The sequence below is a fragment of the Roseateles sp. genome, from assembly GCF_044373315.1.
GTDB lineage: Bacteria > Pseudomonadota > Gammaproteobacteria > Burkholderiales > Burkholderiaceae_C > JACDQM01.
Map to the genome: position 1 here is coordinate 20,832 of NZ_JBILQK010000029.1, position 22,225 is coordinate 43,056.

Consider the following 22,225-nt stretch of genomic DNA (forward strand, 5'->3'; position numbering starts at 1 on the left):
CAGTTTTCTGGAGCGTAACAAATGATCAACGCTGAAACCAAGCAGGCTTTCACTCGCACAGCTCTTCGCCAGGGTGATGATGCCCCTGGTAGAGCGCGGCTGCGCGGCTCAAGCCCTCAAGGCTTGCGCATGGTGAGCGATGTGCTCGCCGATGAAACTGGCGATGAAGTAGTAGCTGTGGTCGTAGCCCGGCTGCCGGCGCAGCGTCAGCGGGTGCCCGGCGGCGGCGCAGGCCTGCTGCAGCAGCTCGGGCTTCAGCTGCCCGGCCAGAAACTCATCGGCCTCACCCTGGTCGACCAGCAAGGGCAGGCGCTCATCCAACTCGCTAGCGACCAGCTCCACCGCATCGTGCGCGGCCCATGCCGCCCGGTCTTCGCCCAGATAGGCCGCCAAGGCCTTCCGCCCCCAGGGCACTTGCGAGGGCGCGACGATGGGCGAGAAGGCCGAGACGCTGGCATAGCGGCCGGGGTGGCGAAGCGCCAGCGTCAGCGCGCCGTGGCCGCCCATCGAGTGCCCGAAGATGGCGCGCCGCTCGGAGGTCGGAAACTGCACCTCCACCAGCGCCGGCAGCTCCTGCACCACATAGTCCTCCATGCGGAAGTGCGGCGCCCAGGGCGCTTGCGTGGCGTTGAGATAGAAGCCCGCGCCCTGGCCCAGATCGTAGGCCGCGTCGTTGGCCACACCTTCGCCACGCGGACTGGTGTCGGGCGCCACCAGGATCAGACCATGCTTGGCCGCATGCGCTTGAGCGCCGGCCTTGGTAATGAAGTTCTGCTCGCTGCAGGTTAGACCCGAGAGCCAGTACAGCACCGGGCAGCGCTGGCCGGCCAGCGCCGCGGGCGGCAGAAAGACGCCGAAGCGCATCTCGCAGCCCAGCGTGCTGCTGGCGTGCTTCCAGACTTCCTGGCGGCCGCCGAAGCAGGCGTGGTGTTCGATCCGTTCCATGGCGATCAGTAGTGGACGACGGTGCGGATCGACTTGCCCTCGTGCATCAGATCGAAGGCCTCGTTGATACCGGTCAGCGGCTTGGTGTGGGTGACGAAGGGCGCCAGCTTGATCTTGCCGGCCATCGCGTCTTCCACCATGTCGGGCAGCTCGCTGCGGCCCTTGACGCCGCCAAAGGCCGTGCCCAGCCAGCGCCGGCCGGTGACCAGCTGGAAGGGCCGCGTGCTGATCTCCTGGCCCGCGCCGGCCACGCCGATGATCACGCTCTGGCCCCAGCCGCGGTGTGCGCATTCCAGCGCGGCGCGCATCACGTTGACGTTGCCGATGCACTCGAAGCTGTGGTCCACGCCCCAGCCGGTCATCTCGACGATCACCTGCTGGACGGGCTTGTCGAAGTCCTTGGGGTTGACGCAATCGGTGGCGCCGAAGGCTTTGGCCAGGCCAAACTTGTCGGGGTTGGTGTCCACCGCGATGATGCGGCCAGCGCCGGCCATCTGCGCGCCGTGCACCACCGCCAGGCCGATTCCGCCCAGGCCGAACACGGCCACCGTGTCGCCCGGCTGCACCTTGGCGGTGTTCTTCACCGCTCCCAGGCCTGTGGTCACGCCGCAGCCCAGCAGGCAGACCTGCTCGGGGTTGGCGTCCGGGCTGATCTTGGCCAGCGAGACCTCGGCCACCACGGTGTACTCGCTGAAGGTCGAGCAGCCCATGTAGTGGTAGATCGGCTGTCCGTTGTACGAGAAGCGCGTCGTGCCGTCGGGCATCACGCCCTTGCCCTGGGTGGCGCGCACCGCCACACAGAGATTGGTCTTGCCGCTTTTGCAGAACAGGCATTCGCCGCATTCGGCGGTGTAGAGCGGAATCACATGGTCGCCAGGCTTGACGCTGGTGACGCCCTCACCCACCTCCACGACGATGCCGGCGCCCTCATGGCCCAGCACCACGGGGAACAGGCCCTCGGGGTCGTCGCCGCTGAGCGTGAAGGCGTCGGTGTGGCACACGCCGGTGTGGGTGATCTTCACCAGCACCTCGCCCTTCTGCGGCGGGGCGACGTCGATCTCGACGATCTGCAACGGCTGGCCAGCCTCGAAGGCCACGGCGGCGCGTGATTTCATGGGGGGTCTCCTTGGATGAGGATCAGGGCGGAAATGAGAAGGAAAGAAGGAAGGCGCGGCCGCTCACTTGAGATAGGTGCGCACCAGGGTCGTCATGTCCTCGGCCAGCTGGAGATGGCGCAGATCGGCCTCGCCCAGCTCGCCCAGCGACTCGCGGATGTGCGACTCCAGCACCTCGGACATCAGCCCGTTGATCGCACCGCGCAGGGCAGCCAGCTGCTGCAGCACCGGTGCGCAGTCGGCACCGGCCTCCAGCGCGCGCTCGAGCGCCTCGGCCTGGCCGCGGATACGGCGCACCCGGGCCAGGGCCTTTTTCTTCTCTTCCGGTGAGTGCGGCATGAACAGAGTGCATACCCCCCCGGGGTATATGGAGCAAGAGCGGGCGAGCACCCGCTACCCCGCCATGCCGGTGCTCAATCGTCCGACGAGAAGCCGGAAGCCTTGACGATGGGGCCCCACTGCTCGCGCTCCTTGGCCAGGCGGCGCACATAGTCGGCCGGCGGCATCGAGAACGGCTCGAAGCCGAGCTTGGCCAGACCTTCGGTCACCGCGCTTTCGCGCAGCGCGACCTTGGCCAGGTCGTAGACGCGGTCCACAACGGCGGCCAGCGTCCTGGGAGGCAGGAACAGGCCGTAGCTCTCAACACCGACGATGCCCTTGAAGCCCTGCTCCTCAAAAGTGGGGACTTCGGGCGCGAAGCGCGAGCGGCTGGTGTCGGTCACTCCCAGCAGGCGCACGCGGCCGCCGGCCAGATGCGGCAGGAAGTCGCCCAGGATGAAGCAGCCCGCGGCAATTTGCCCGCCCATCAGGTCCTGTATGCCCGGCGCCGCGCCACGGTAGGGCACGTGGGTGAGCTTGAGTCCGGCAGCGCGCTCGAACTGGTTGCCCAGGAAGTGCGGCATCGCGCCGGCGGCCGGCGAGGCAAAGGCGCCCTGCTGCGGGTTGGCACGCACCCAGTCGGCGAACTGCGCCAGTGTCTTGACCGTCGCCGGCACCATCGGGCCGACGCCGAAGCCGCAGGTGGCATTGGCGATCGGCGAGACGGGAATGGCATCCACGTCGGCGCGGTACTGCAGCTTGCGAAAGACGTGCGGATAGATGGTGAACATCGACGAGGGACTCAGCAGCAGGGTCTGCCCGTCGGCTGGCGCGTCCTTCAGCGCGACCACGGCGAGGCGGCCGCCAGCACCCACCCGCTGCTCAACCAGCACGCTCTCAGCCATGCGACCACGCCAGGCCTCGGTGACGCGGCGTGCGCTGGTGTCCACCGATCCGCCGGCCGGGAAGCCGACCAGGATGCGCGGCAGTGCGGACTGGGCCCGCGCGCCCAGGCCAAAGCCGCTCAGCAAAGCAGCCAGTGCGAGCGATGCCTCGCGTCGATTGATGGATGAAGGTCTGTTGCTCATGTCGTTTGTCTCCAGTCACGTTGAGGGATGGCGCCTGTACCGGCGCCTGATGCTGACCACCTGTCCAGGCCCGAATGGGCTCAGGACTTGCTCGAACCTGCCCTTTGCTGCGGCTTCTTCCTGCCTTGCGTCACGCCGGGCGCCGGCACTGGCTGAGCGGCTGCCGTGGCCGCCCAGGCCAGGCGCTCGAGACCCGTCTTCAGCGTCGACCCGCCCTCCCCAAGGGCGAGCACCAGCGCACGATCATGCGCACGCACCGCCTGCTCGATGCGGCTCAGACGGCGTCGGCCATTCGGCGTCAGGTGCAGGCCCCAGCTGCGCGCGTCCAGCGGATCGTCGCGACGCTCCACCCAGCCCTGCTCGGTCAGCCAGTCAGTCAGCCGTAGCGCGCCGCTGCGATGGAGGCCCATGGCCTGGGCCAGCAGGCCCTGGCGCATGCCCGGGTTCTCGGCCACCAGCACCAGCGCGGCAAAGCGCTGCGGACTGATGTCATCCCCCTGCGTGGCGCGATAGAAGTCCAGGTACAGCGCGTTCTGCGCGCGGCGCAAGGCATAACCCAGCAACTCGTCGAGCACACCGTAGCTCAGGCCCGGAACAGGCAGCAGCAGGCCTTCGGGCTGCTGCGCTTCAGTGGACGCCGGCGTCTTGCTGCTTCTCTTTGTGTTCATGCACTCAGGATAGATATCGTTGCATAGTGCAACAATATCGCTTACCCTTAATCCAGATCAAGCAATCGAACTGGAGACAGCGCATGGACAAGCCCCTCAACATCCTGATCGCCGGCGGCGGCATTGGCGGGTTGACGGCCGCACTGGCCTTGCACGCCAAGGGCCACCGGGTAACGGTGTGCGAAGCGACCGCCGAGCTCAAGCCGCTGGGCGTGGGCATCAATCTGCTGCCTCATGCGGTGGCGGTTCTGGACACGCTGGGCCTGCTGCCGGCACTGCGCGCGATGGCGGTGGAGACCTCGGCCCTGGTGTTCGCCAACCGGCATGGCCAGGAGATCTACCGCGACCCGCGCGGCCTGGATGGCGGCTACAGCCATCCGCAGCTGAGCATCCACCGCGGCCAGCTGCAGCTCAAGCTGTGGGACGAGGCCTTGGCGCGGCTGGGCGCCGAACAGATGCATACCGGCGAACGCCTGCTCAGCGCGCGCATGGTGGGCAACCAGGTCATTGCGCAGTTCCAGCATGCCGACGACAGCAGTGGCGAGCGCAGCGCCGACGTGCTGATCGGCGCCGACGGCATCCACTCGGCGCTGCGCCGCCAGTTCTACCCCGACGAGGGCGCACCGCGCTGGAACGGCATGATGATGTGGCGCGGCACCAGCATCGCCAAGCCCTTCCTCGATGGCCGCACCATGGTGCAGGCCGGCCACCGGCTCGCCAAGTTTGTCGTCTACCCGATCGCGCCACCCGCGGCCGACGGCACGCAGCTGGTCAACTGGATCTGCGACCGCCGCCTGCGCGAGGACGGCATCGGCGGCGGCCTCAGCGCACCCAGCCGCGAGGACTGGAGCAAGCCCGGCCAGCTCGCCGACCTACTGCCCACCTTCGGCAGTTGGCACTTCCCGTGGCTGGACGTACCGGGACTGATTCAGCAGGCCACGCAATTGCTTGAATGGCCGATGGTCGACCGCGACCCGCTGCCGCGCTGGAGCCACGGCTGCATCACGCTGCTGGGAGACGCGGCGCACCCGATGTACCCGATCGGCTCCAACGGCGCAACCCAAGCCATCCTCGACGCGCAGTGCCTGGCAGAGCAGCTCGGCGCGGGCGAGAGCATCGAAGCCGCCCTGAGGGCCTATGAATCAGAACGCCTGCCCATCTGCGCCAGGATCGTCGAGATGAACCGCCAGGAGGGGCTGGACGCGATCCTTGATCTGGTCGAACAACGCGCCCCGGCCGGCTTTGAGCGACTGGCCGATGTCATCGATCCGGCCGAGATCGATACCCTGGTGCGCCAGTACAAGGCCGCGGCCGGACACCGACAGCAGTGACGCCGCGTACATTCGTCCACAGTCAGGCGATACTGAGCCACGGCCTACCCGGTTTAGGGGACATGAGCGGCCTCAGCTTGTCAGGGCTTCAGCCGAAGACCCAGACGATGAAGCTGCACATGCGACCTTCTCTCCTGCTCAAAACCCGCTGTCGCGGCAATGCCGATGTGGAATACCCTGCGCCGTCTGATTCAACGCCCCACTGAACCTTTACCGCCTGCTGCCAGTGAGCCTGACCGAGCCCTGCGACAGGCACCCACAGGCGCGCCGGCGCAGACGGCGCCGCATGTGGCGGACACCCATGAGACAGGGCTGGACTTGCGCTTCAGCACCTGGCTGCTCGACCTCCCCTGCGGCGACCCCAACGCCCACATGAGCGCGGCCGAACAGCGCGTGCTGGCCCAGTTGGACGCTCTGATGGGTGCCCCCTCGGCATCACCTATGGTGCCGCGGCTGCCGGCCGCGCTGCCGCGCCTGATGGCCCTGGTCCGTCGCGAGGATGTGTCGGCCCGGGACTTGGCCGAGCATCTCGCGGCCGACCCGGCCCTGGTGGGAGAGCTGGTGCGTCTGGCCAACTCGCCTCGCTACCGGCCAAGCCGCGAGATCAGCAGCCTGGAGCAAGCCGTCCAGGTGCTGGGCCAGGACGGCCTCAGCCAGCTGGTCAGCCGCGCAATGCTGGGACCGGTGTTCAGCGCCCAGCCGGGCCGCTTCGGCCGCGAGGCGACAAGCCGCCTCTGGGAGCTGGCCGACCGCTGCGCCCACGGGGGCGCCTTTCTGCGGCAAGCCCATGAGGACAGATTCGATGCCTATCTGGCCGGCATGGCTGCCCAGACCGGCCTGCTAGCCGCTCTGCGGGTGCTGGAGCAGCAGCAGCGGCAAGCCCCGACCGCATCGGCAAGCCCGGACTTCCACGCTGGCCTGGCCGAACGCGCAGCCCGCTTGTCGGCCCGCATCGCGCGTGACTGGGCCTTTCCGGCCGATGCGATCCAAGCCCTGGAACTTCGCGCGAGCCATGCCCCGGCACTGACCGGCGGCCTGGCCGCTGCCGTGATGGCCGCCGAGCGCAGTGCCAAACGACAACTGCTGGGGCTGCCAGCCGAATCGCTGCCGGCTGAAGACGAAGCCGCCTGCCTGGGAGAGTTGCAGCGGCTCTTCGGCGGCGGCGAGAAGCCCGCCTGACGCTTCTGAAAAGTTGGACTCTTAGATCGCATCGCTCTGCTTTTACAAGCTCCCACAAGGAGCCATGATGTCGTCCAGAGCAATTGACTTGGAGTTCTCGATCATGTGGCAGGGTTTGATTTGGGGTGTGACCGCTGGCCTGATACTGCTGTGGTCAGCCTGCACCTGGGCGCTATCAGCCGTGCTGGAATGGGCTGCCGGACTGGCTGGCGCGCAAGCGGGCGGCGCCGCCGGCACGGTGGGCGAGGCTGCACGCCAGGCCGCCGAACTGAAGCTGCCGCCCTGGCTCGAAACCTGGATGCCGAGCGCCGCGTTGAAGGACTGGAGCGCGCTGATCGAGTCGCTTGCGCCCTGGATTGAAAGCCTGCTGGGCGCGATGCCCGCCGTGGCCGGATGGATCACGCCGCTGATCTGGGTGGTCTGGACGCTGGGCACGGGCGCCCTGCTGCTGCTGGCCTTGGGTGCCTCGCTGCTGCTGCGCCAGAAGAACCGGCTGCGCGCGCCTCAGGCCGCCTGATTCAGCGCGGCTTCCAGCGCGTCGACAAACATCTTGGCGACGTCGAAGCCGCTCTGGTTCGTGATCTCCTGAAAGCCGGTCGGGCTGGTGACGTTGATCTCGGTGAGGCTGTCACCGATAACGTCCAGGCCCACCAGCAAGAGGCCCCGTGCGGCCAGGATCGGGCCGAGGGTTTCGGCAATCTCGCGATCGCGCGCACTGATCGGCTGGGCCACGCCCTTGCCGCCGGCGGCAAGATTGCCGCGGATCTCGCTGCCTTGCGGAATGCGCGCCAGGCAGAAAGGCACGACCTGCCCCCCGATCAGCAGCACGCGCTTGTCACCGTCCTTGATGGCGGGCAGGTAGCGCTGCACCATCACCGTCTCGGCGCCGTCCTTGTTGAGGGTCTCGATGATGGAGCCCAGGTTCATGCCGTCCGGGCCGACCCGGAAGATGCCCATTCCACCCATGCCGTCCAGCGGCTTCAGGATGATGTCCTGGTGCTCGGCGTGGAAGGCGCGGATGGCTGCATCGCTGCGCGTCACCAACGTCGGGCCAATGAACTGCGGGAACTCCAGGATCGCCAGCTTCTCCGGATGGTTGCGCAGCGCCGCCGGCTTGTTGAACACCCGCGCGCCCTCGCGCTCGGCCTGCCCCAGCAGGTGGGTGGCGTAGAAGTACTCACTGTCAAACGGCGGGTCCTTGCGCATCACCACGGCGTCGGTCTCGGCCAGCGCCAGCTCGGCCGTGCTGACGACGTTGAACCAGGCCTTGGCATCGCCGGTCAGCGTGATCGCGCGCGCTTGGCGGGCGACCACCCGCCCCCCCGAGTGCCACACCAGGTCCTGCGGCTCGCAGGACCAGATCTGATGGCCGCGCCGCGCCGCCTCGCGCATCATCGAAAAGGTGGTGTCCTTGTAGGTCTTGAAGGACTCCAGCGGGTCGGCAACGAACAAGAGAATCATGGCGGAGCTCTTTCAGAAAACAGCGGAGCGCAGTGTTGCACGAGTGGCGCCGCGCTGCTGGCAGGCGGCCAAGCCTTCAATTGGCATCATGCGGTCCGCAGGGACCTCACTCACTCAGTTCCACTTCAGGCCTCGCTGGCCTCGGCACCCGGTGCACGTGGCACAAAGCGGCGCTGCGCCGGCTTGGCCAGCAGTTCCAGGTAGAAGGCCGGCGCACCCGCCGCCGCCGCCTCGTTGATGCGATCGATGAAGGCGCCGACATGGATCACCTCGGCCTCCTCCTCGCTGAGGCCGAAGCGGCAGTCGAAGTCCCAGAAGTCCATCTGTGCCGGCAGGGGCTTGCGACGTTCGCGCTTCAGGTACTGCCGGATCTCGTGCTTGATGGCCTCGAGCAGGCGCTCGGGGTTCTTGCCCTCGACCTGGAGTTGGAACGTCTTCTTCATGGCTGACCTTGCTGATGCGCGTGCGCGAATGGGCCAGGGATTATCCCTTGGCCCGGTCTGCCCCGCCCCAGCGCGCCACCAGCAAGGCAGAACTGCCGGCCACCACGCCCCAGAAGGCCGAACCGATGCCCAGCAGGGTCAGCCCCGAGAGCGTGACAAGAAAGGTCAGGATCGCGGCGTCTCGATGCTGCTCATCCTTCAGCGCCGCGGCCAGGCCGCCAGCGATGGTCCCGAGCAGGGCAAGACCTGCCACCGCGGCCACCAGCTCGCGCGGGAAAGCGGTCAGCAGGCCCACCACCGCGCCGCCGGCCAGGCCGATGGCAATGTAGAAAACGCCTGCCGCCACCGCGGCCGTGTAGCGCCGCGCCGGGTCTTCATGCGCCTCGCGGCCCATGCAGATCGCCGCGGTGATCGCCGCCAGATTGAAGGCATAGCCGCCAAACGGCGCCAGCAGCAGCGAGGCCAGACCGGTGGCGCTGATACTGGCTGAGATCGGCGTCTGGTAGCCCGAGGCCCGCTGTGCCGCCACGCCCGGCAGGTTCTGCGAGGCCATGGTCACCAGGAACAGCGGCAAGCCCACGCCGATGACAGCGGCCAGGCTGAAGCTCGGCGTGGTCCAGACAGGCAGCGCCCAAGCCCAGTCCACCGCGCCCAGCTGCAGCCGGCCCTGCAGCGCCGCCACGACGACACCCGCCGCCAGCACCGCCGGCACTGCATAGCGCGGAAAGAAGCGCTTGCCCAGCAGATAGGCCGCCGCCATCGCCAGAACCATCAGCGGCGCGCTTTTAACCGTCAGCACCGCATCCAGCCCGAAGCGCGCCAACACGCCAGCCAGCAGGGCCGCGGCCAGCGCCATCGGGATGCGATCCATCAAGCGCTCGAACCAGCGCGTCACACCGAACAGCAGGATCAGCGCCGCGCAGACGATAAAGGCGCCAATGCCCTCGGCCATGCTCAGGCCCGAGCTGGCGGCGATCAACGCCGCGCCGGGCGTGGACCAGGCAGTCAGCACAGGCTGGCGCGTCCATAGCGACAAGCCAAGACTGGTGATGCCCATGCCCAAACCCAAGGCCCAGATCCAGGAGCTGGTCTGCGCTGGCGTTGCGCCTAGGGCTTGAGCAGCCTGAAACACGATGGCCACCGAGCTGGTGAAACCGACCAGTACGGCGACGAAGCCGGCCACCGCGGCCGACAGCGACAGGTCTTTGAGCAGAGGAAAGCGGGAAACCATGGCGGCAGCATAGCCGCCAAGCCGGGCGCCGGCGGGCAGCCCTGGGCAACCCTGAATCCATGCTGCAACCACCCTGCTCAGCAACACAACACCCGTGTCGGCAAGCTTTACAAACAGCCGCCCTCCGTCCATGAAAGCCCGGTTATCCCCATGAAATTCAACAACTTAAGAAACTGGCACAGATCTAGCTTTACTTCCCCGGCAAGCAATCAGCTTGTTCAAGACACACCAGAGGAAGACACCATGCGCATCAAGAAAATTCTGGCCACCGCACTGTGCGCCGCCGGCCTGCTGGCCACCCAACAAGCCTCCGCCACCGCCGTCGGCATGGAGCTGATGCTGCTGGTCGATGTGTCGGGCAGCGTCAACTCCACTGAATACAACCTGCAAAAGACGGGTTATGTGCAGGCCTTCCAGAGCGCTGCCGTGCAGAACGCCATCCTGGGCAGCCAGCGCGGCAAGATTGCCGTGACCTATATCGAATGGTCGGGTTCCAACCAGCAGTCCACCCGGGTCAACTGGTTCCTGATCGACAGCGTGGCCTCTGCCAACGCCTTCGCCAGCGCCTTGAATGGCGTCACCCGCGCTTACCAAGGCTCCACCGCTCTTCAGGACGCGATCGGCAAGTCCTACAGCCTGTTTGGTGATGAAGTGGGCGGTGTGGACAACGGCTTCCAATCCCTGCGTCAGGTGATCGATGTCTCCGGTGACGGTCCGGACAACGACAGCGACCTCTACCTGCGTACCGGCGGTGGTCGCGACACCGCTCTGCTCGCCGGCGTGGACGTGATCAATGGCCTGCCCATCGGCAACGAGGGCGGCGTCGTGAACGAATACAACCTGTATGTGAAGAGCGCCAACGGATTCATCGAACCGGCAGACTCGTTCAATGATTTTTCCGCTGCGATCGAGCGCAAGCTGATTCGCGAAATCACGACCGAAGTGCCCGAGCCCGCATCGCTGGCCCTGGTGGGCATCGCGCTCGCCGGCGGACTGGCTTCGCGTCGTCGCGCCAAGAAGGCCTGATCGGCTTCCGGGCCCACCGGCTGGAGCAGGCAGCACTCTGCTTCAGCCGGTGATTGAAGGTCATCGGCCACCGCAGCCCCAGGAGCGAAATTCCCAGACTGCCCGGGAAACGCGCCAGAATGGCTTCGTGCGTCCGGCGCACGAAAGGATGGCCGCCCATGTGCAGATTCCTGGCCTATCTGGGCCAGCCCATTTTTCTGGAAGACCTGGTGTGCAAGCCCAGGCATTCGCTGGTGCGCCAGTCCCTGAGGGCCGTCGAGGCCAAGACCGTCACCAACGGCGACGGCTTCGGCGTCGGTTGGTATGGCGAGCGCGAGACACCCGGCGTTTATCACGAGGTGATGCCGGCCTGGTCGGATGAGAACCTGCTCTCGCTGTGTGCCAATGTGCGCTCGGGCCTGTTCTTCGCCCATGTGAGGGCTGCCACCGGCGGTGGCATCGCGCGGCAGAACTGCCACCCCTTCCACTACGGGCCCTATCTGTTCATCCATAACGGCCAGATCGGCGGCTATGCGCAGCTGCGCCGCGCGATGGAGGGAGCCCTGCCCGACCATCTCTACGAGCAAAGGCACGGCGCCACCGATTCGGAACTGCTGTTCCTGCTGATCGTGGCCGGACTGCAGCAGGGGCTGGACCCGCTCACCGCCGTGCGCACCGTCTTGCGCCAGACCGAGGACGCGATGCAGACCCGCGGCATTGCCGCGCCGCTGCGCTTTGCTGCGGCGCTGGCGGATGGGCAAAGGATCTGGGCCTTTCGCTATGCCAGCGATGACGCTGCGCCAACCCTGTACCTGAAACCCCAGCCGGGCGGCTGCGCCATTGCCTCAGAGCCGCTAGGCGACGACACCGAGGCCTGGTCGGCCATCGGCCAGCGCCAGGTCATGCTGCTGAGCCAAGACAGGCACGAACTGCTGCCGATCTGAGTCAGAGCCCTGCCGCGCAGCCTTGGCGCACGCTCAGAGCTCGACCTTGGAGCCCAGTTCGACCACGCGATTGGTCGGCAGATGCAGAAAGTCTGCGGCAGCCGCTGCATTGCGATGCATGCTGGCGAAGAGCTTCTCGCGCCACAAGGCCATGCCTGAACCGATGGTGGGGATGACGATGTCGCGCGACAGGAAGTAGCTGGTATCCATCTCCTCCAGCAGCACGCCGCTTTGCTCCAGCAGCTTCAGCGCCTCGGGCACATCGGGCTCGTTCTTGAAGCCGAAGTGCAGGCTGACCTGCCAGCAGTCATTGCCCAGGCTCTGCACCTGCACGCGCTTGTCGAAGCCGATCCACGGCACCTCATGGTGCTTGACACTGACGAAGAGGTTCTGCGCGTGCAGCACCTTGTTGTGCTTCAGGTTGTGCAGAAGCGCGTTCGGTGTGGAGCCCTGCTCGGCAGACAGAAACACTGCCGTTCCCGGCACGCGGATGGGCGGGCTGACGAACACCGCTTCCAGGAAACTCTCCAGGTCGATCGCATCCTCGCGCAGCTTCTTGCTGAGCATGCGCCGGCCCTGCTTCCAGGTCAGCATCAGCGTGAACATGCCGATGCCGATCAGCAGCGGGAACCAGCCGCCGTGCGCGACCTTCAGCAGGTTTGACGCAAGGAAGGTCAGGTCGATGATGAAGAACAAGCCGGTGGCCGCCACGCATAGCGCCAGCGGGTACTTCCAGCCATAGCGGATCACGAAGAAGGTCATCACCGTGGTGATGGTCATGTCGATCGTCACGGCCACACCATAGGCCGCTGCCAGATTGCTGGACGAGCCAAAGAACACCACCGCCAGCACCACGAAGGCGAACAGGCCCCAGTTGACGAAGGGGATGTAGATCTGCCCGATGTCACGCACGGAGGTGTGCAGGATGCGCATGCGCGGCAGGATGCCCAGTTGCACGGCCTGCTTGGTGACCGAGAACGCCGCCGTGATCAGCGCCTGCGAAGCAACGATGGCAGCCAGCGTGGCCAGCAGGAACAGCGGAATCTCGGCCCAGTTTGGCGCCAGCAGAAAGAACGGGTTCTTCACGGCGGCTGGGTCGTTCAGCAGCATCGCGCCCTGGCCGAAGTAGTTGATCACCAGCGCCGGCATCACGAAGCCATACCAGGCGATGCGGATCGGCTTCTTGCCGAAGTGTCCAAGGTCGGCATACAGCGCCTCGCCCCCGGTCACCACCAGCACGACGGCACCCAGCGCCACGAAGGCCACCCAGCGGTACTCCATGCAGAAGGCAAACGCGTAGGCCGGGTTGACGGCCACCAGCACATGCGGATTGCCGACGATATGTGGAATTCCCAGCAGCGCAAGACTGCAGAACCACACCAGCATCACCGGGCCAAAGGCCTTGCCGATGCCCGCAGTGCCGAAGCGCTGCACGGCAAAAAGGCCGGCCAGCACCAGCAAGGTCAAGGGCATGATCGCCGCATGAAACTGGGGCGCGTAGACATCGATGCCTTCCACCGCCCCCAGCACCGTCATGGCCGGCGTGATCACCGCATCGCCATAGAAGATCGCTGTGCCGAACAGCCCCACCACCAACAGGCTCCGGCGCAGCCTGGGCTTGTCATTGACCGCATTGGTGGCCAGCGCCAGCATCGCGATCAGACCGCCCTCGCCGTTGTTGTCGGCGCGCAGAATGAGCAACACATACTTGAGCGAGACGATGATCGTCATCGTCCAGAACAGCAGCGACAGCACGCCCAGGATGTTGTCGTGGGTGGGCGCAACATGGCCGCCATGGAACACCTCCTTGAGGGCATACAAGGGGCTGGTGCCGATGTCACCGTAGACGACGCCCAGGGCGCCGAGCGTCATGCCGGCCAGCGCGGTCGGGCCGCGGCTCGTAGAGGAAGAGCTCACAAGAACGAGGGTGGCCGCAAGCAGCCACGAAGTATCAGTGCGCTTATTCTGCGCCTGCCGGACAGAAATTGTGCAGCGCAGCAATGCCACTGTTGCCCGCCGAAACCACAGGGCTTGACAGGCTGCAATGCTGCTGGCTCAGAAGCCGTCCCTCAGCGAAGAATCGGCTCGCCCTGGACAACGCGGCGCACGAACTCCAGCGTGTTCTGATGCAGCTCGTCGCGATTGGCCGGCTTGGTGAAGCTATGCCCCTCGTCCTCCGCGGTCAGGAACCACACGGGCGTGCCCTGTGCGCGCAGCGCGCTGACGATCTGCTGCGCCTTGCCATAGGGCACGCGCGGGTCGTTGCGGCCATGCACGATGAACATGGGCTTGCGCATGCGATCCACGCGGCTCAAGGGCGAAATCTCGGTCAGGAAGCGCCGCATCGCCGGATCGCGCTCGTCACCGTACTCGGCACGGCGGTTATCGCGGCGGTAGCTTTCGGTGTGCTCCAGAAAGCTGACGAAGTTGGCGATACCGACGCGGCAGATGCTGCCGGCAATGCGCGGCGACTCAGCCGCTGCCACGGCCAGCGTCAGATAGCCGCCATAGCTGCCGCCTGCCACCACGACCTTGCCTGCGTCCATATCGGCCCGTGTCGCGATCAGATCCAGCAAGGCGCTCACATCGCGCGTGGCGTTCTCGCGCAGGCGGCCGTTATCCAGGGCCAGGAAGCGCTTGCCGAAGCCATCCGAGCCCCGCACATTGGGCTGGATCAGGTGCATGCCCTGCTGCTCGACCAGGGCGCGCAGCGTGGCCGACAGATAGCCCGGCCGCGCCTGCGCGGCCGGGCCGCCATGCAGGCTGATGTAGACCGGCCGCGGCCCCTTGAAGTGGGCCGGCGGCGGCGTGTGCAGGCCGCTGATCTCCAGCCCGTCGAAGCTCTTCCAGCGCAGCAGGCCGGTCTGCAGCGCCGTGCCCTCGGTATCTGCAGCACTCCAGGCGGTCAGCTTGCCGTCCGCCTGGTTCCAGCTGTAGACCTGGCCAGGGCTCTGCGTCCAGACATGGTGAAAGCCGAGTTCGGGCAATTGCTGATGCCAGCGCGCGTTGCGCAGCTGGCCCTCGGGCAGATCAGTCGCCACGCGCTGCGGCGGCGCTGCAGAGTCAGGCGCATACAGTCGCAGGGCCGAGACGCCGCCTTCATTGCTGACCAGGGCCAGCGGGCGCGAACGGCCGGCAGCAGCCGGCGGAACGGCCAGCGCCTCCAGGTCGGCCGACAGCCCGGTCAGCAGCGCCTGGCGCTCACCCGTTGCCGCGGAGAGGCGGGTCAGATGGCGGAACTCGCCTTGCAGCGCCTGCCGTCCCCACACCACATCACCGTCGCGCTCGGCATCCGAGGCTTCGCCATCGTCCGTCCCCGACTGCGCGCGCCCGATCGGCCGCCCCGCGGCCCCTGAGAGATCAAAGCTCAGCAGCTGGCTGCGCTGGCCTTGGCTTCGCAGCACCAGAATCGTGCCTTCAGGCGTGATACGCAGATCGCCGAAGCGCCCTCCCGTCACCTCGCCGAGCACGCGTGCGCCGGCCGGATTCTGCGGATCCATCCACATCAGCCAGCTGCGCGCTTGGCGTGTGGCGGTGGCCTCGTCGCCGCCCTTGCGATCCAGCTGTTCCTGCAGAAACACCAGGCCGCGCCCTTGCGGCAGAAAGGCGAACTCCTTGACCCGAACGCCGGCCGGGGTCAGGACTTGCCCTGGCGCAGGCTGCTTGCCGGCATCGAGCCGATGCAGGCGATAGGCCTCGTCGCCACCCTGATCGCGGGTGAACACCAGATAACGCGCCTGCTGCGGCTCCCACAAGGCTTCGGCGACCGGATCAGCGCCTTGCGTCAGCGGCTCGGGCACGGCACCCGGCGCCGCGAGCCGGTGCAGCTGCATCAGCCCCTGGCTGCGCGCCAGCACCAGCATCTCGCGCTGCTGCGGATGCCAGTCGACAAAGCGCAGCGCCGGCGCCTCCTTGCGTGCCAGCGGCGCGTGCCGCTGGAATGCCGGGATGCCAGTCCCCGCAAACTGTGCGGTCGACGCAGGCGGCTGCGCCGGTCCGATACCGCTGCACCCGGCCACTCCGAGAACAAGTACGGCTAGACAGCCGATGATCAAGCTAGAACGATTCCGCATGCCGATTCGGATCCAAACCTATTCATGCCAAGGCAAAACGGGGGGCAGAAGCCCCCCCCGGCGAGACAGCGACCAAGAGGCCGGCTCAGTACTTGTACTGCGCCGAAACGCTGAAGTACCGCCCACGCCCGCTGTGGAACTGATTGTTCATATTGCCGGTCTCCAAAGCGTCATAGTTGGCTTTGCGGTCCAGCACGTTGTCGATGTTCAGGTTCAAGCTCAAGTTCTTGATGCCCTTGTAGTCCACACCCAGATCAATCGTGTTCCAGCGAGCAATGCTGCACAGCTCAGGATTGCCGCCATCGGTGTACGTCTTGCAGGTGCTGGCGGACAAGCCGATGTTGCGCATCGGGTCCACATGGTTGAGCTTGCCGCTCAGGCGCCAATCGCCCAGATTCCACTTGGCCGACAGGCTGCCACGATTGGTAGGCGTGTCTTCGTCACCCCGGTCGCTGCTCAGCGGGTCCCCGGGCAGCGATGCCGAATCTCTGCGTGTCAGCGTCGTCGTCTGCAAACCGAACTCCAGCCTGCCCATGGCGTCCGGCAGAGGCAGCCGAACGCGTGCATCAATGTCGAAGCCGGCCACGATGGTGCGGTTCAGGTTGCGGAACTGGCGGATGACATAGTCGATCGGACCCGAGTTGGGCACCCCAGGCAGCCATGTGCTCGGATCGGGATTGCGGACGATGCCCCCGGGGAATCGGTCCGGAGTACGCAGCACATCGGCGACGCTGGGACGATTCACCTCATTGCGCCGGTCGTAGTAAAAACCATCGATCGCCAGATTGACGTAGCTGCTGGGCTCGAACAGCAAGCCAAGCGTCAAGCTCTTGGAGGTCTCCGGGCGCAGTCCCTTGTTCGCAAGAATCGCCGCCGGGATGCTGCGCGATGATGAGCAGTCCGTCGTCAGCTTGGTCACCGGGCAACGCACGGAATCCTCGGGGTTCCCGCTATTGCTGAACGATGCTACGTTGCCTGCGTTGATCTGTGAAAGCGCCGGCGCGCGAAACGCCGTGGCATAGGTGCTGCGCAGTGCTGCGATCGGACTGAACTGGTACTTGGCGCCCAACTTCCCGGTGCTTGCCGAGCCAAAGTCCTGATAGTTCTCGGCGCGAAATGCCAGTTGCGTCTCCAGCATCTTCAGCAGCGGCATCTGAAGCTCGACGTATGCAGCCCCCGACGTACGACTGCCCGCAGCAGAGGCCGAACCACGACCGATAAAGCCGCCACTCGCCAACGTGCCATCCGGCCGCACCGACATCGATTCCTTGCGGAACTCGGCCCCGGTTCCCAAGGCAGCCATACCACCCGGCAGCTTGAACAGCTCGCGCGTGGCGCGCACATCCACCGAGGTGTAGCGGCTCACTCCCGACGTCAGCACATCATCGACCAGATCGTCGATGGCCTGCGGCGAGTTCGTCTGGCCATTGAATCGGTAGCTCCGCGTCGCGATGGCGTTTTTCATGCCCTGCAGCGTGAGCTGGTTGGTGACGCGCTGGTCCAGGGTCTGGTGGTGGTGGAGAAGCGCCGCCTCAACATCCCACGCACCCAGCGTGGTGCTGACACCTGCCAGGAATCGAACATTGCGGGACTCGGAGATGTCCTGCCCGGTGATGTCTGCGAAGCGGTAGCGCAGCCCAATCGGCGTGGTGAAAGGATTGTCTGGGTGGCCAACCGGCAGACGGAGCCCGTCAAAGACCTGAAGCTTGGCGTCAGCGTTGGCCCAAACCGAGCGGGACTCAGTCCGTGTCGGGCTGCCGCGGCCGTAGACACTCTTCGTCGACGAAAGCATCAGCTCGCTGAACACCTGCGTTGTGTCACTGACCAAATAGCTGGCACGCAACAGCCCCCCGAGCCGGTCTTGCGCCCCCACCCGCTGCGAGTTCGGATCATTCTCGGTGTCAAAGCGGCATTCGCCAGCGCGCCACAGGCTGGCTGAAGTCCACAGCGGTACCGTTTGCGGGAGCCCCTTGCCAATGATGTTGGCGTCGGGGCAGCCCGCCCCTGCTTGGCGGAAGGTGCCTGAACCGGTGCCAGACAAGGTGTAGTAGTTGCCGGTAGGCACGCTGCTTGACGACGGAACAAAGTTGCCGATGTAGCGCGTGTACAGATCGGCCTGAACGTCGTCACGAATGTCCGCTGTACGCACGGGCTTGCGCGCGTTCACATCCAGTGTCGCCACCAGGTTGAGCCCTTTGGCAATCGATTCGCCGAAGCCGAAAGCCAGTGACGCGCGATCAACCCGATGCTGGCCATCGTCGTTGAACGCGGTCCCCGCATCGATGGCCAGACCCTGGAAGTCCTTGCGAAGAATGATGTTGACGACACCAGCAATCGCGTCAGACCCATACGTGGCCGACGCGCCATCCTTGAGGATTTCGATCCGATCAACGGCAGCCATCGGTATGGCATTGAGGTTGTAAATGGTGGAGCGGCCTGTATTGGGGTCGGCAACCGGCGCGGCGCCGAGCCGTCGACCATTCAGGAGGGTCAGCGTTGCCGCGGAGCCCAGCCCCCGCAAGCCGATGGACGACGTGCCGCTGTTGAAAGAGTTGCTCACCGAGTCATTGAGAGAACCCGCCCCAACAGCTGGATTGCGCCGCAGGAACTCATCGACAGTCGTGACGCCTGACTCCTCGATCTCCTTGCGAGAGATGACCTGCACCGGCGAGGGCGTTTCGGCATTCAGCCGCTTGATGATCGAGCCAGTGACTTCGACTCGGTCCAAGGTGCTCCTGTCAGCGGTCTGCGCCTGAGCTGCGAGAGAGGCACACAGCGCCGCGGCAGCAAGCGCCATCAGGTTGCGGTGACAAGGATGTGCTCGATTCATGGTTTCCCCGGTGTGAGAACGTAGCGAAGACTGGCGATAAGCCCGCAAAGATGCCCGGCACACACCGACAATCCATGACGATTTCTTTACCGATCTTTTCCGATGGTTATCGAACAGGGTTTGGGCGTCAGTCCGGAGCAGGCCGAGGCCTTCGTGATGCGCCGCATGAGCCTGCGCCATCTGCGCGTGCTGAAGGCCCTGGCCGACGCTGGCTCCCTCAGTGGCGCGGCCGATCTGCTGCATGTCACCCAGCCCGCCATCAGCAAGGCGCTCGGAGAGATCGAACGCTCCATCGGACAAACCCTGATCGCGCGGCGCGGACGCAACATTCGCCTCACGCCTGTCGCACAACGCCTGGTTGAGTTGGGTGAACGCATGGATGCCATGCTGCGGCGCGGCGGTGAGGAAGTGGCCTCGCTGGTGCGTGGCACCAGTGGTGAGCTGCTGATCGGCGCAACCAACGCAGCGTTGACCGATCTTCTGAGCGACGCGCTGGCTCGCATGAAGGCGGAGCATCCGCTGCTGGCCATCAGTGTGCGCACCCATGCGCTGACAGCGATGTTTGAGGACCTTCGCGCCGGCCGACTTGACCTGGTGATCGCTCGCCAGGCACACGGAACGCCGCCCGACTTGGACTACGAGTTGCTGTTGCCGACCCACGAGGTGGTAGCCATCAGCGCCAAGCACCCACTGGCGACGCACCGCAAGCTCAGCTGGGAGACGCTCAATGACCAGCCCTGGATCTGGCCGCTTCCAGGCACAAGCTCACGCGCTCGCCGCGATGCCTTCTGGCGGGAACTGGGCCTGCCGCTTCCTACCGATGTGCTGCAGACCGACGACCTGATGCTGACCATGGGCATGCTCAAGCGCCTACCGCTCGTCACCATCATGCCGCAGCACCTCGCTCAAAGTGCTGCGCGCGAAGGCATCGTCAGAATCCTGCCCCTGTACGTGGACCTCGGTCTTGGCAACCTGTGCATCTGGCAACTGCGCGATGTGAGCTCCCCGCCAGTGCAGCACTTCAAGAGTGCGCTTCAGGCGGCCAGTGCTGCCGCTCAGGCGTAGTTCTCGGCGTCCGGGTCGGTCGCCTCGAGCTCGTAGCTGGCCGCAAGCATCGCCAGGCGTGCGATCACGCCGTACATGTAGAAGCGGTTCGGCGCGCTGGCCCCGGGGCGCTCGCCCGGCCGTGGCAGATGCGAAGACTCGGCAAAGGCCAGCGGGACGAAGCTCGCGCCCGGCGCGTTGAGGTTCTCGTCGATGCCTCGCTCGGCATGCACGCGGTAGAACCCGCCGACCACGTAGCGGTCCATCATGTAGACCACCGGCTCGGCCACGGCCTCGTTGACGCGCTCGTTGGTGGCTACGCCCTCCTGCACGATCACCTCGCTGACGCTCTGGCCGTCCTTGATCACACTCATCTTGTTGCGCGTGCGCCGGCCCAGCTCGGCCAGTTCCTTGGCGTCGCGCACCGTCATGATGCCCATTCCATAGGTGCCGGCGTCGGGCTTAACGATCACAAAGGGCTTCTCGTTGATGCCGTATTCCTTGTACTTGCGGCGCACCTTGCCCAGCATCGCGTCGACCTGGGTCTGCAGCGCCTCAAGGCCCTGGCCTTCACTGAAGTCCAGGCCCGAGCAGGGCGAGAACATCGGGTTGATCAGCCAGGGGTCCATGCCCAGCAGCTTGGCGAATCGCTTGGCCACGTCCTCGTAGGACTTGAAGTGCCGGGTCTTGCGTCGCACGGCCCAGCCAGCATGCAAGGGCGGCAGCAGGTACTGCTCGTGCAAGCCTTGCAGCGCCTCAGGCACGCCTGCGGAAAGGTCGTTGTTCAGCAGGATGGTGCAGGGATCGAAATCCTTCAGGCCGAGGCGCCCGCGGCTGCGGACCAGCGGCTCCACCGTCAGCGAGCTGCCGTCGGCCAGGCGCAGCTCGGTCGGCTGATCCACCGTGGGATCCAGCGAGCCCAGGCGCACGTTCAGACCGGCCTGGGTGAAGATGCGGATCAGCGTCGCCACATTGCTGAGGTAGAAGCTGTTGCGGGTGTGGTTCTCCGGGATCAGCAGCAGATTCTTGGCCTCGGGGCAGATCTTCTCGATCGCAGCCATCGCCGCCTGCACCGCCAGAGGCAGCATTTCCTTGGTCAGGTTGTTGAAGCCGCCTGGAAAAAGATTGGTATCCACCGGCGCCAGCTTGAAGCCGGCGTTGCGCAAATCCACCGAGCTGTAGAAGGGCGGCGTGTGTTCCATCCACTCCAGGCGAAACCAGCGCTCGATCGCCGGCATCGACTCCAGGATGCGCTGCTCCAGCTCGTTGATCGGGCCGGTCAGGGCGGTGATGAGGTGTGGGACCATGGGCTTGCCTGCGAAGACAGCGCCGCAGCGCTGCAAAGGGAGTGGCGACGGGGATGCTGCCGATTCTAGGAGCAGTGCAGATGGGGACGCCGGCTGGAAGCACAAGGCCCAGGCGCTGCTAGAGTGCGCCGCAGACTGCTGGATGGAAGCCGATGCGCCTGATTGCCCTGCTGCTCCTGACACTCGCGCTGCATACCGGCTACAGCGGCCGCGCGCTGGCGCAAACCTGCCCGCCGCCGATCACCGGGGCCGAGGCTGCCAGCCTGTCCGGCACGACGCCGGGCATTGACCGCGGCATGCTCTGGCGAGTCAGCAAAGGCGGCCGCGATTCTTATCTTTACGGCACCGTGCATCTCGGCCGGCCCCTGTGGACGCAGCCAGGCCCGAAGGTCAGTGCAGCGTTGCAGGCCAGCGACGTGCTGGCCCTGGAGCTCGATGCCGGCGATCCGGCAACGCAGGAGACCCTGCGCCAGCTAACGGCCGCGCGGACCAACTTGGCGCTGCCTGCTGCGCTGCGCGAGCGACTGCAGGCAAGAACGCGAGCCGCCTGCCTGCCGCCGCAAGCACTGAGCGGGCTGCAGCCCTTGATCCAGGCAATGACGCTGACGCTGCTGGAAGCCCGCTGGGACGGGCTGGACAGCGCCTTTGCACTGGAGCAGCTGCTCAGCCACCAGGCGCGCTTGCTGCGTCGCCCGATCGTCGCGCTGGAGACGCCTCGGCAGCAGCTAGATCTGCTGCTGGACATGGAGGACTCCCGCATGCTTTCCATGACGCAAGAGCTGCTGGAGCAGCTCGACGAGGGCCGGGTGCGGCCCGTGCTGCGGCGTCTGATCACGGCTTGGGAACGCGGCGACCTCGCCGAGCTCGAGAATTATGAACAGTGGTGCGACTGCATTGCAAACCCGCAGGACCGCGTCTGGCTGCGCCGGCTCAACGAGGACCGCAATCCAGGCATGGTGGACGGCATCGCGCGGCTGCATGACAGCGGCAAGCAAGTGTTCGCGGCTGTCGGCGCATTGCACATGACAGGCCCGCAAGCTCTACCGGTGTTGCTGGCAGCCCGGGGCTTCAGTGTTGAACGCGTGTTGTGGCAACGCTGATCGTCGCTGGCCTGGCGCTAGGGATGGTCTGCATAAACCCCGGGGAAATCAGCTACCGGACGACCTGAGCGGCTGAGATGATTGAGACCATGAAGCAGACGAGTCTTGGACTGGGGCAATCGAGCAAGCGCACGCGGCGACGC

Annotated in this window: 19 protein-coding genes; 7 read left to right on the top strand and 12 right to left on the bottom strand. The window is 65.9% G+C overall.

Annotated elements, in window-relative coordinates; genetic code table 11:
* Window positions 1–108: 108 nt before the first annotated feature.
* The 5 genes from fghA to ACIQ67_RS09065 form a co-directional block, all read right to left on the bottom strand.
* Complete coding sequence (gene fghA / locus ACIQ67_RS09045) at window positions 109–945, bottom strand: S-formylglutathione hydrolase (protein ID WP_397534038.1); 837 nt, start codon at window positions 943–945, stop codon at window positions 109–111.
* 5 nt (window positions 946–950) lie between these two features.
* Window positions 951–2,060: an S-(hydroxymethyl)glutathione dehydrogenase/class III alcohol dehydrogenase gene (locus ACIQ67_RS09050; protein WP_397534039.1), complete on the bottom strand. Its 1,110-nt coding sequence runs from the start codon at window positions 2,058–2,060 to the stop codon at window positions 951–953.
* Window positions 2,061–2,123: 63 nt separating this feature from the next.
* Window positions 2,124–2,399: a metal/formaldehyde-sensitive transcriptional repressor gene (locus ACIQ67_RS09055; protein ID WP_397534040.1), complete on the bottom strand. Its 276-nt coding sequence runs from the start codon at window positions 2,397–2,399 to the stop codon at window positions 2,124–2,126.
* A gap of 74 nt (window positions 2,400–2,473) precedes the next feature.
* Complete coding sequence (locus ACIQ67_RS09060) at window positions 2,474–3,466, bottom strand: Bug family tripartite tricarboxylate transporter substrate binding protein (RefSeq protein ID WP_397534041.1); 993 nt, start codon at window positions 3,464–3,466, stop codon at window positions 2,474–2,476.
* Window positions 3,467–3,546: 80 nt separating this feature from the next.
* A complete protein-coding gene (locus tag ACIQ67_RS09065) occupies window positions 3,547–4,134 on the bottom strand; it encodes a MarR family winged helix-turn-helix transcriptional regulator (RefSeq protein ID WP_397534042.1) in 588 nt (195 codons plus the stop codon).
* Between the two features lie 83 nt (window positions 4,135–4,217).
* On the opposite strand from ACIQ67_RS09065, the gene ACIQ67_RS09070 reads away from it, so the two are divergent.
* From ACIQ67_RS09070 to ACIQ67_RS09080, 3 genes are all read left to right on the top strand, one after another.
* Window positions 4,218–5,465: a flavin-dependent oxidoreductase gene (locus ACIQ67_RS09070; RefSeq protein WP_397534043.1), complete on the top strand. Its 1,248-nt coding sequence runs from the start codon at window positions 4,218–4,220 to the stop codon at window positions 5,463–5,465.
* Between the two features lie 288 nt (window positions 5,466–5,753).
* The gene (locus ACIQ67_RS09075; RefSeq protein ID WP_397534044.1) at window positions 5,754–6,644 is read left to right on the top strand and encodes an HDOD domain-containing protein; all 891 of its coding nucleotides are present in this window, start codon (window positions 5,754–5,756) and stop codon (window positions 6,642–6,644) included.
* Window positions 6,645–6,711: 67 nt separating this feature from the next.
* Complete coding sequence (locus ACIQ67_RS09080; protein WP_397534045.1) at window positions 6,712–7,161, top strand: hypothetical protein; 450 nt, start codon at window positions 6,712–6,714, stop codon at window positions 7,159–7,161.
* Here the strand turns inward: ACIQ67_RS09080 and gshB are convergent.
* From gshB to ACIQ67_RS09095, 3 genes are all read right to left on the bottom strand, one after another.
* Entirely contained in the window at window positions 7,149–8,105 is a 957-nt protein-coding gene (gene gshB, locus ACIQ67_RS09085; protein WP_397534046.1) for a glutathione synthase, read from the bottom strand. The two genes, ACIQ67_RS09080 and gshB, sit on opposite strands and share 13 nt — an antisense overlap.
* 125 nt (window positions 8,106–8,230) lie before the next feature.
* Window positions 8,231–8,548: a DUF6172 family protein gene (locus tag ACIQ67_RS09090; protein ID WP_397534047.1), complete on the bottom strand. Its 318-nt coding sequence runs from the start codon at window positions 8,546–8,548 to the stop codon at window positions 8,231–8,233.
* A 40-nt stretch (window positions 8,549–8,588) separates the two neighbouring features.
* Window positions 8,589–9,779 carry a benzoate/H(+) symporter BenE family transporter gene (locus ACIQ67_RS09095; RefSeq protein ID WP_397534048.1) on the bottom strand — a complete coding sequence of 397 codons (1,191 nt, stop codon included), beginning with the start codon at window positions 9,777–9,779 and terminating at the stop codon, window positions 8,589–8,591.
* A 243-nt stretch (window positions 9,780–10,022) separates the two neighbouring features.
* On the opposite strand from ACIQ67_RS09095, the gene ACIQ67_RS09100 reads away from it, so the two are divergent.
* A complete protein-coding gene (locus tag ACIQ67_RS09100) occupies window positions 10,023–10,805 on the top strand; it encodes a DUF1194 domain-containing protein (protein WP_397534049.1) in 783 nt (260 codons plus the stop codon).
* Between the two features lie 158 nt (window positions 10,806–10,963).
* A complete protein-coding gene (locus tag ACIQ67_RS09105; protein WP_397534050.1) occupies window positions 10,964–11,728 on the top strand; it encodes a class II glutamine amidotransferase in 765 nt (254 codons plus the stop codon).
* 33 nt (window positions 11,729–11,761) lie between these two features.
* On the opposite strand, the gene ACIQ67_RS09110 is transcribed toward ACIQ67_RS09105, so the two are convergent.
* The 3 genes from ACIQ67_RS09110 to ACIQ67_RS09120 all read right to left on the bottom strand — a co-directional run bounded on the left by ACIQ67_RS09110 (window position 11,762) and on the right by ACIQ67_RS09120 (window position 18,811).
* Window positions 11,762–13,600: a potassium transporter Kup gene (locus ACIQ67_RS09110; protein ID WP_397534056.1), complete on the bottom strand. Its 1,839-nt coding sequence runs from the start codon at window positions 13,598–13,600 to the stop codon at window positions 11,762–11,764.
* Window positions 13,601–13,797: 197 nt separating this feature from the next.
* Window positions 13,798–15,801 (bottom strand): prolyl oligopeptidase family serine peptidase, encoded by a 2,004-nt coding sequence (locus ACIQ67_RS09115; RefSeq protein ID WP_397534051.1) that lies wholly within the window; start codon window positions 15,799–15,801, stop codon window positions 13,798–13,800.
* Between the two features lie 85 nt (window positions 15,802–15,886).
* Window positions 15,887–18,811 carry a TonB-dependent receptor domain-containing protein gene (locus ACIQ67_RS09120; protein ID WP_397534052.1) on the bottom strand — a complete coding sequence of 975 codons (2,925 nt, stop codon included), beginning with the start codon at window positions 18,809–18,811 and terminating at the stop codon, window positions 15,887–15,889.
* On the opposite strand from ACIQ67_RS09120, the gene ACIQ67_RS09125 reads away from it, so the two are divergent.
* The gene (locus ACIQ67_RS09125) at window positions 18,734–19,696 is read left to right on the top strand and encodes a LysR family transcriptional regulator (RefSeq protein WP_397534053.1); all 963 of its coding nucleotides are present in this window, start codon (window positions 18,734–18,736) and stop codon (window positions 19,694–19,696) included. The two genes, ACIQ67_RS09120 and ACIQ67_RS09125, sit on opposite strands and share 78 nt — an antisense overlap.
* On the opposite strand, the gene gshA is transcribed toward ACIQ67_RS09125, so the two are convergent.
* Window positions 19,687–20,982 carry a glutamate--cysteine ligase gene (gene gshA / locus ACIQ67_RS09130; RefSeq protein WP_397534054.1) on the bottom strand — a complete coding sequence of 432 codons (1,296 nt, stop codon included), beginning with the start codon at window positions 20,980–20,982 and terminating at the stop codon, window positions 19,687–19,689. The genes ACIQ67_RS09125 and gshA overlap by 10 nt on opposite strands.
* Before the next feature lie 152 nt (window positions 20,983–21,134).
* On the opposite strand from gshA, the gene ACIQ67_RS09135 reads away from it, so the two are divergent.
* Window positions 21,135–22,082: a TraB/GumN family protein gene (locus tag ACIQ67_RS09135; protein ID WP_397534055.1), complete on the top strand. Its 948-nt coding sequence runs from the start codon at window positions 21,135–21,137 to the stop codon at window positions 22,080–22,082.
* Window positions 22,083–22,225 lie beyond the last annotated feature (143 nt).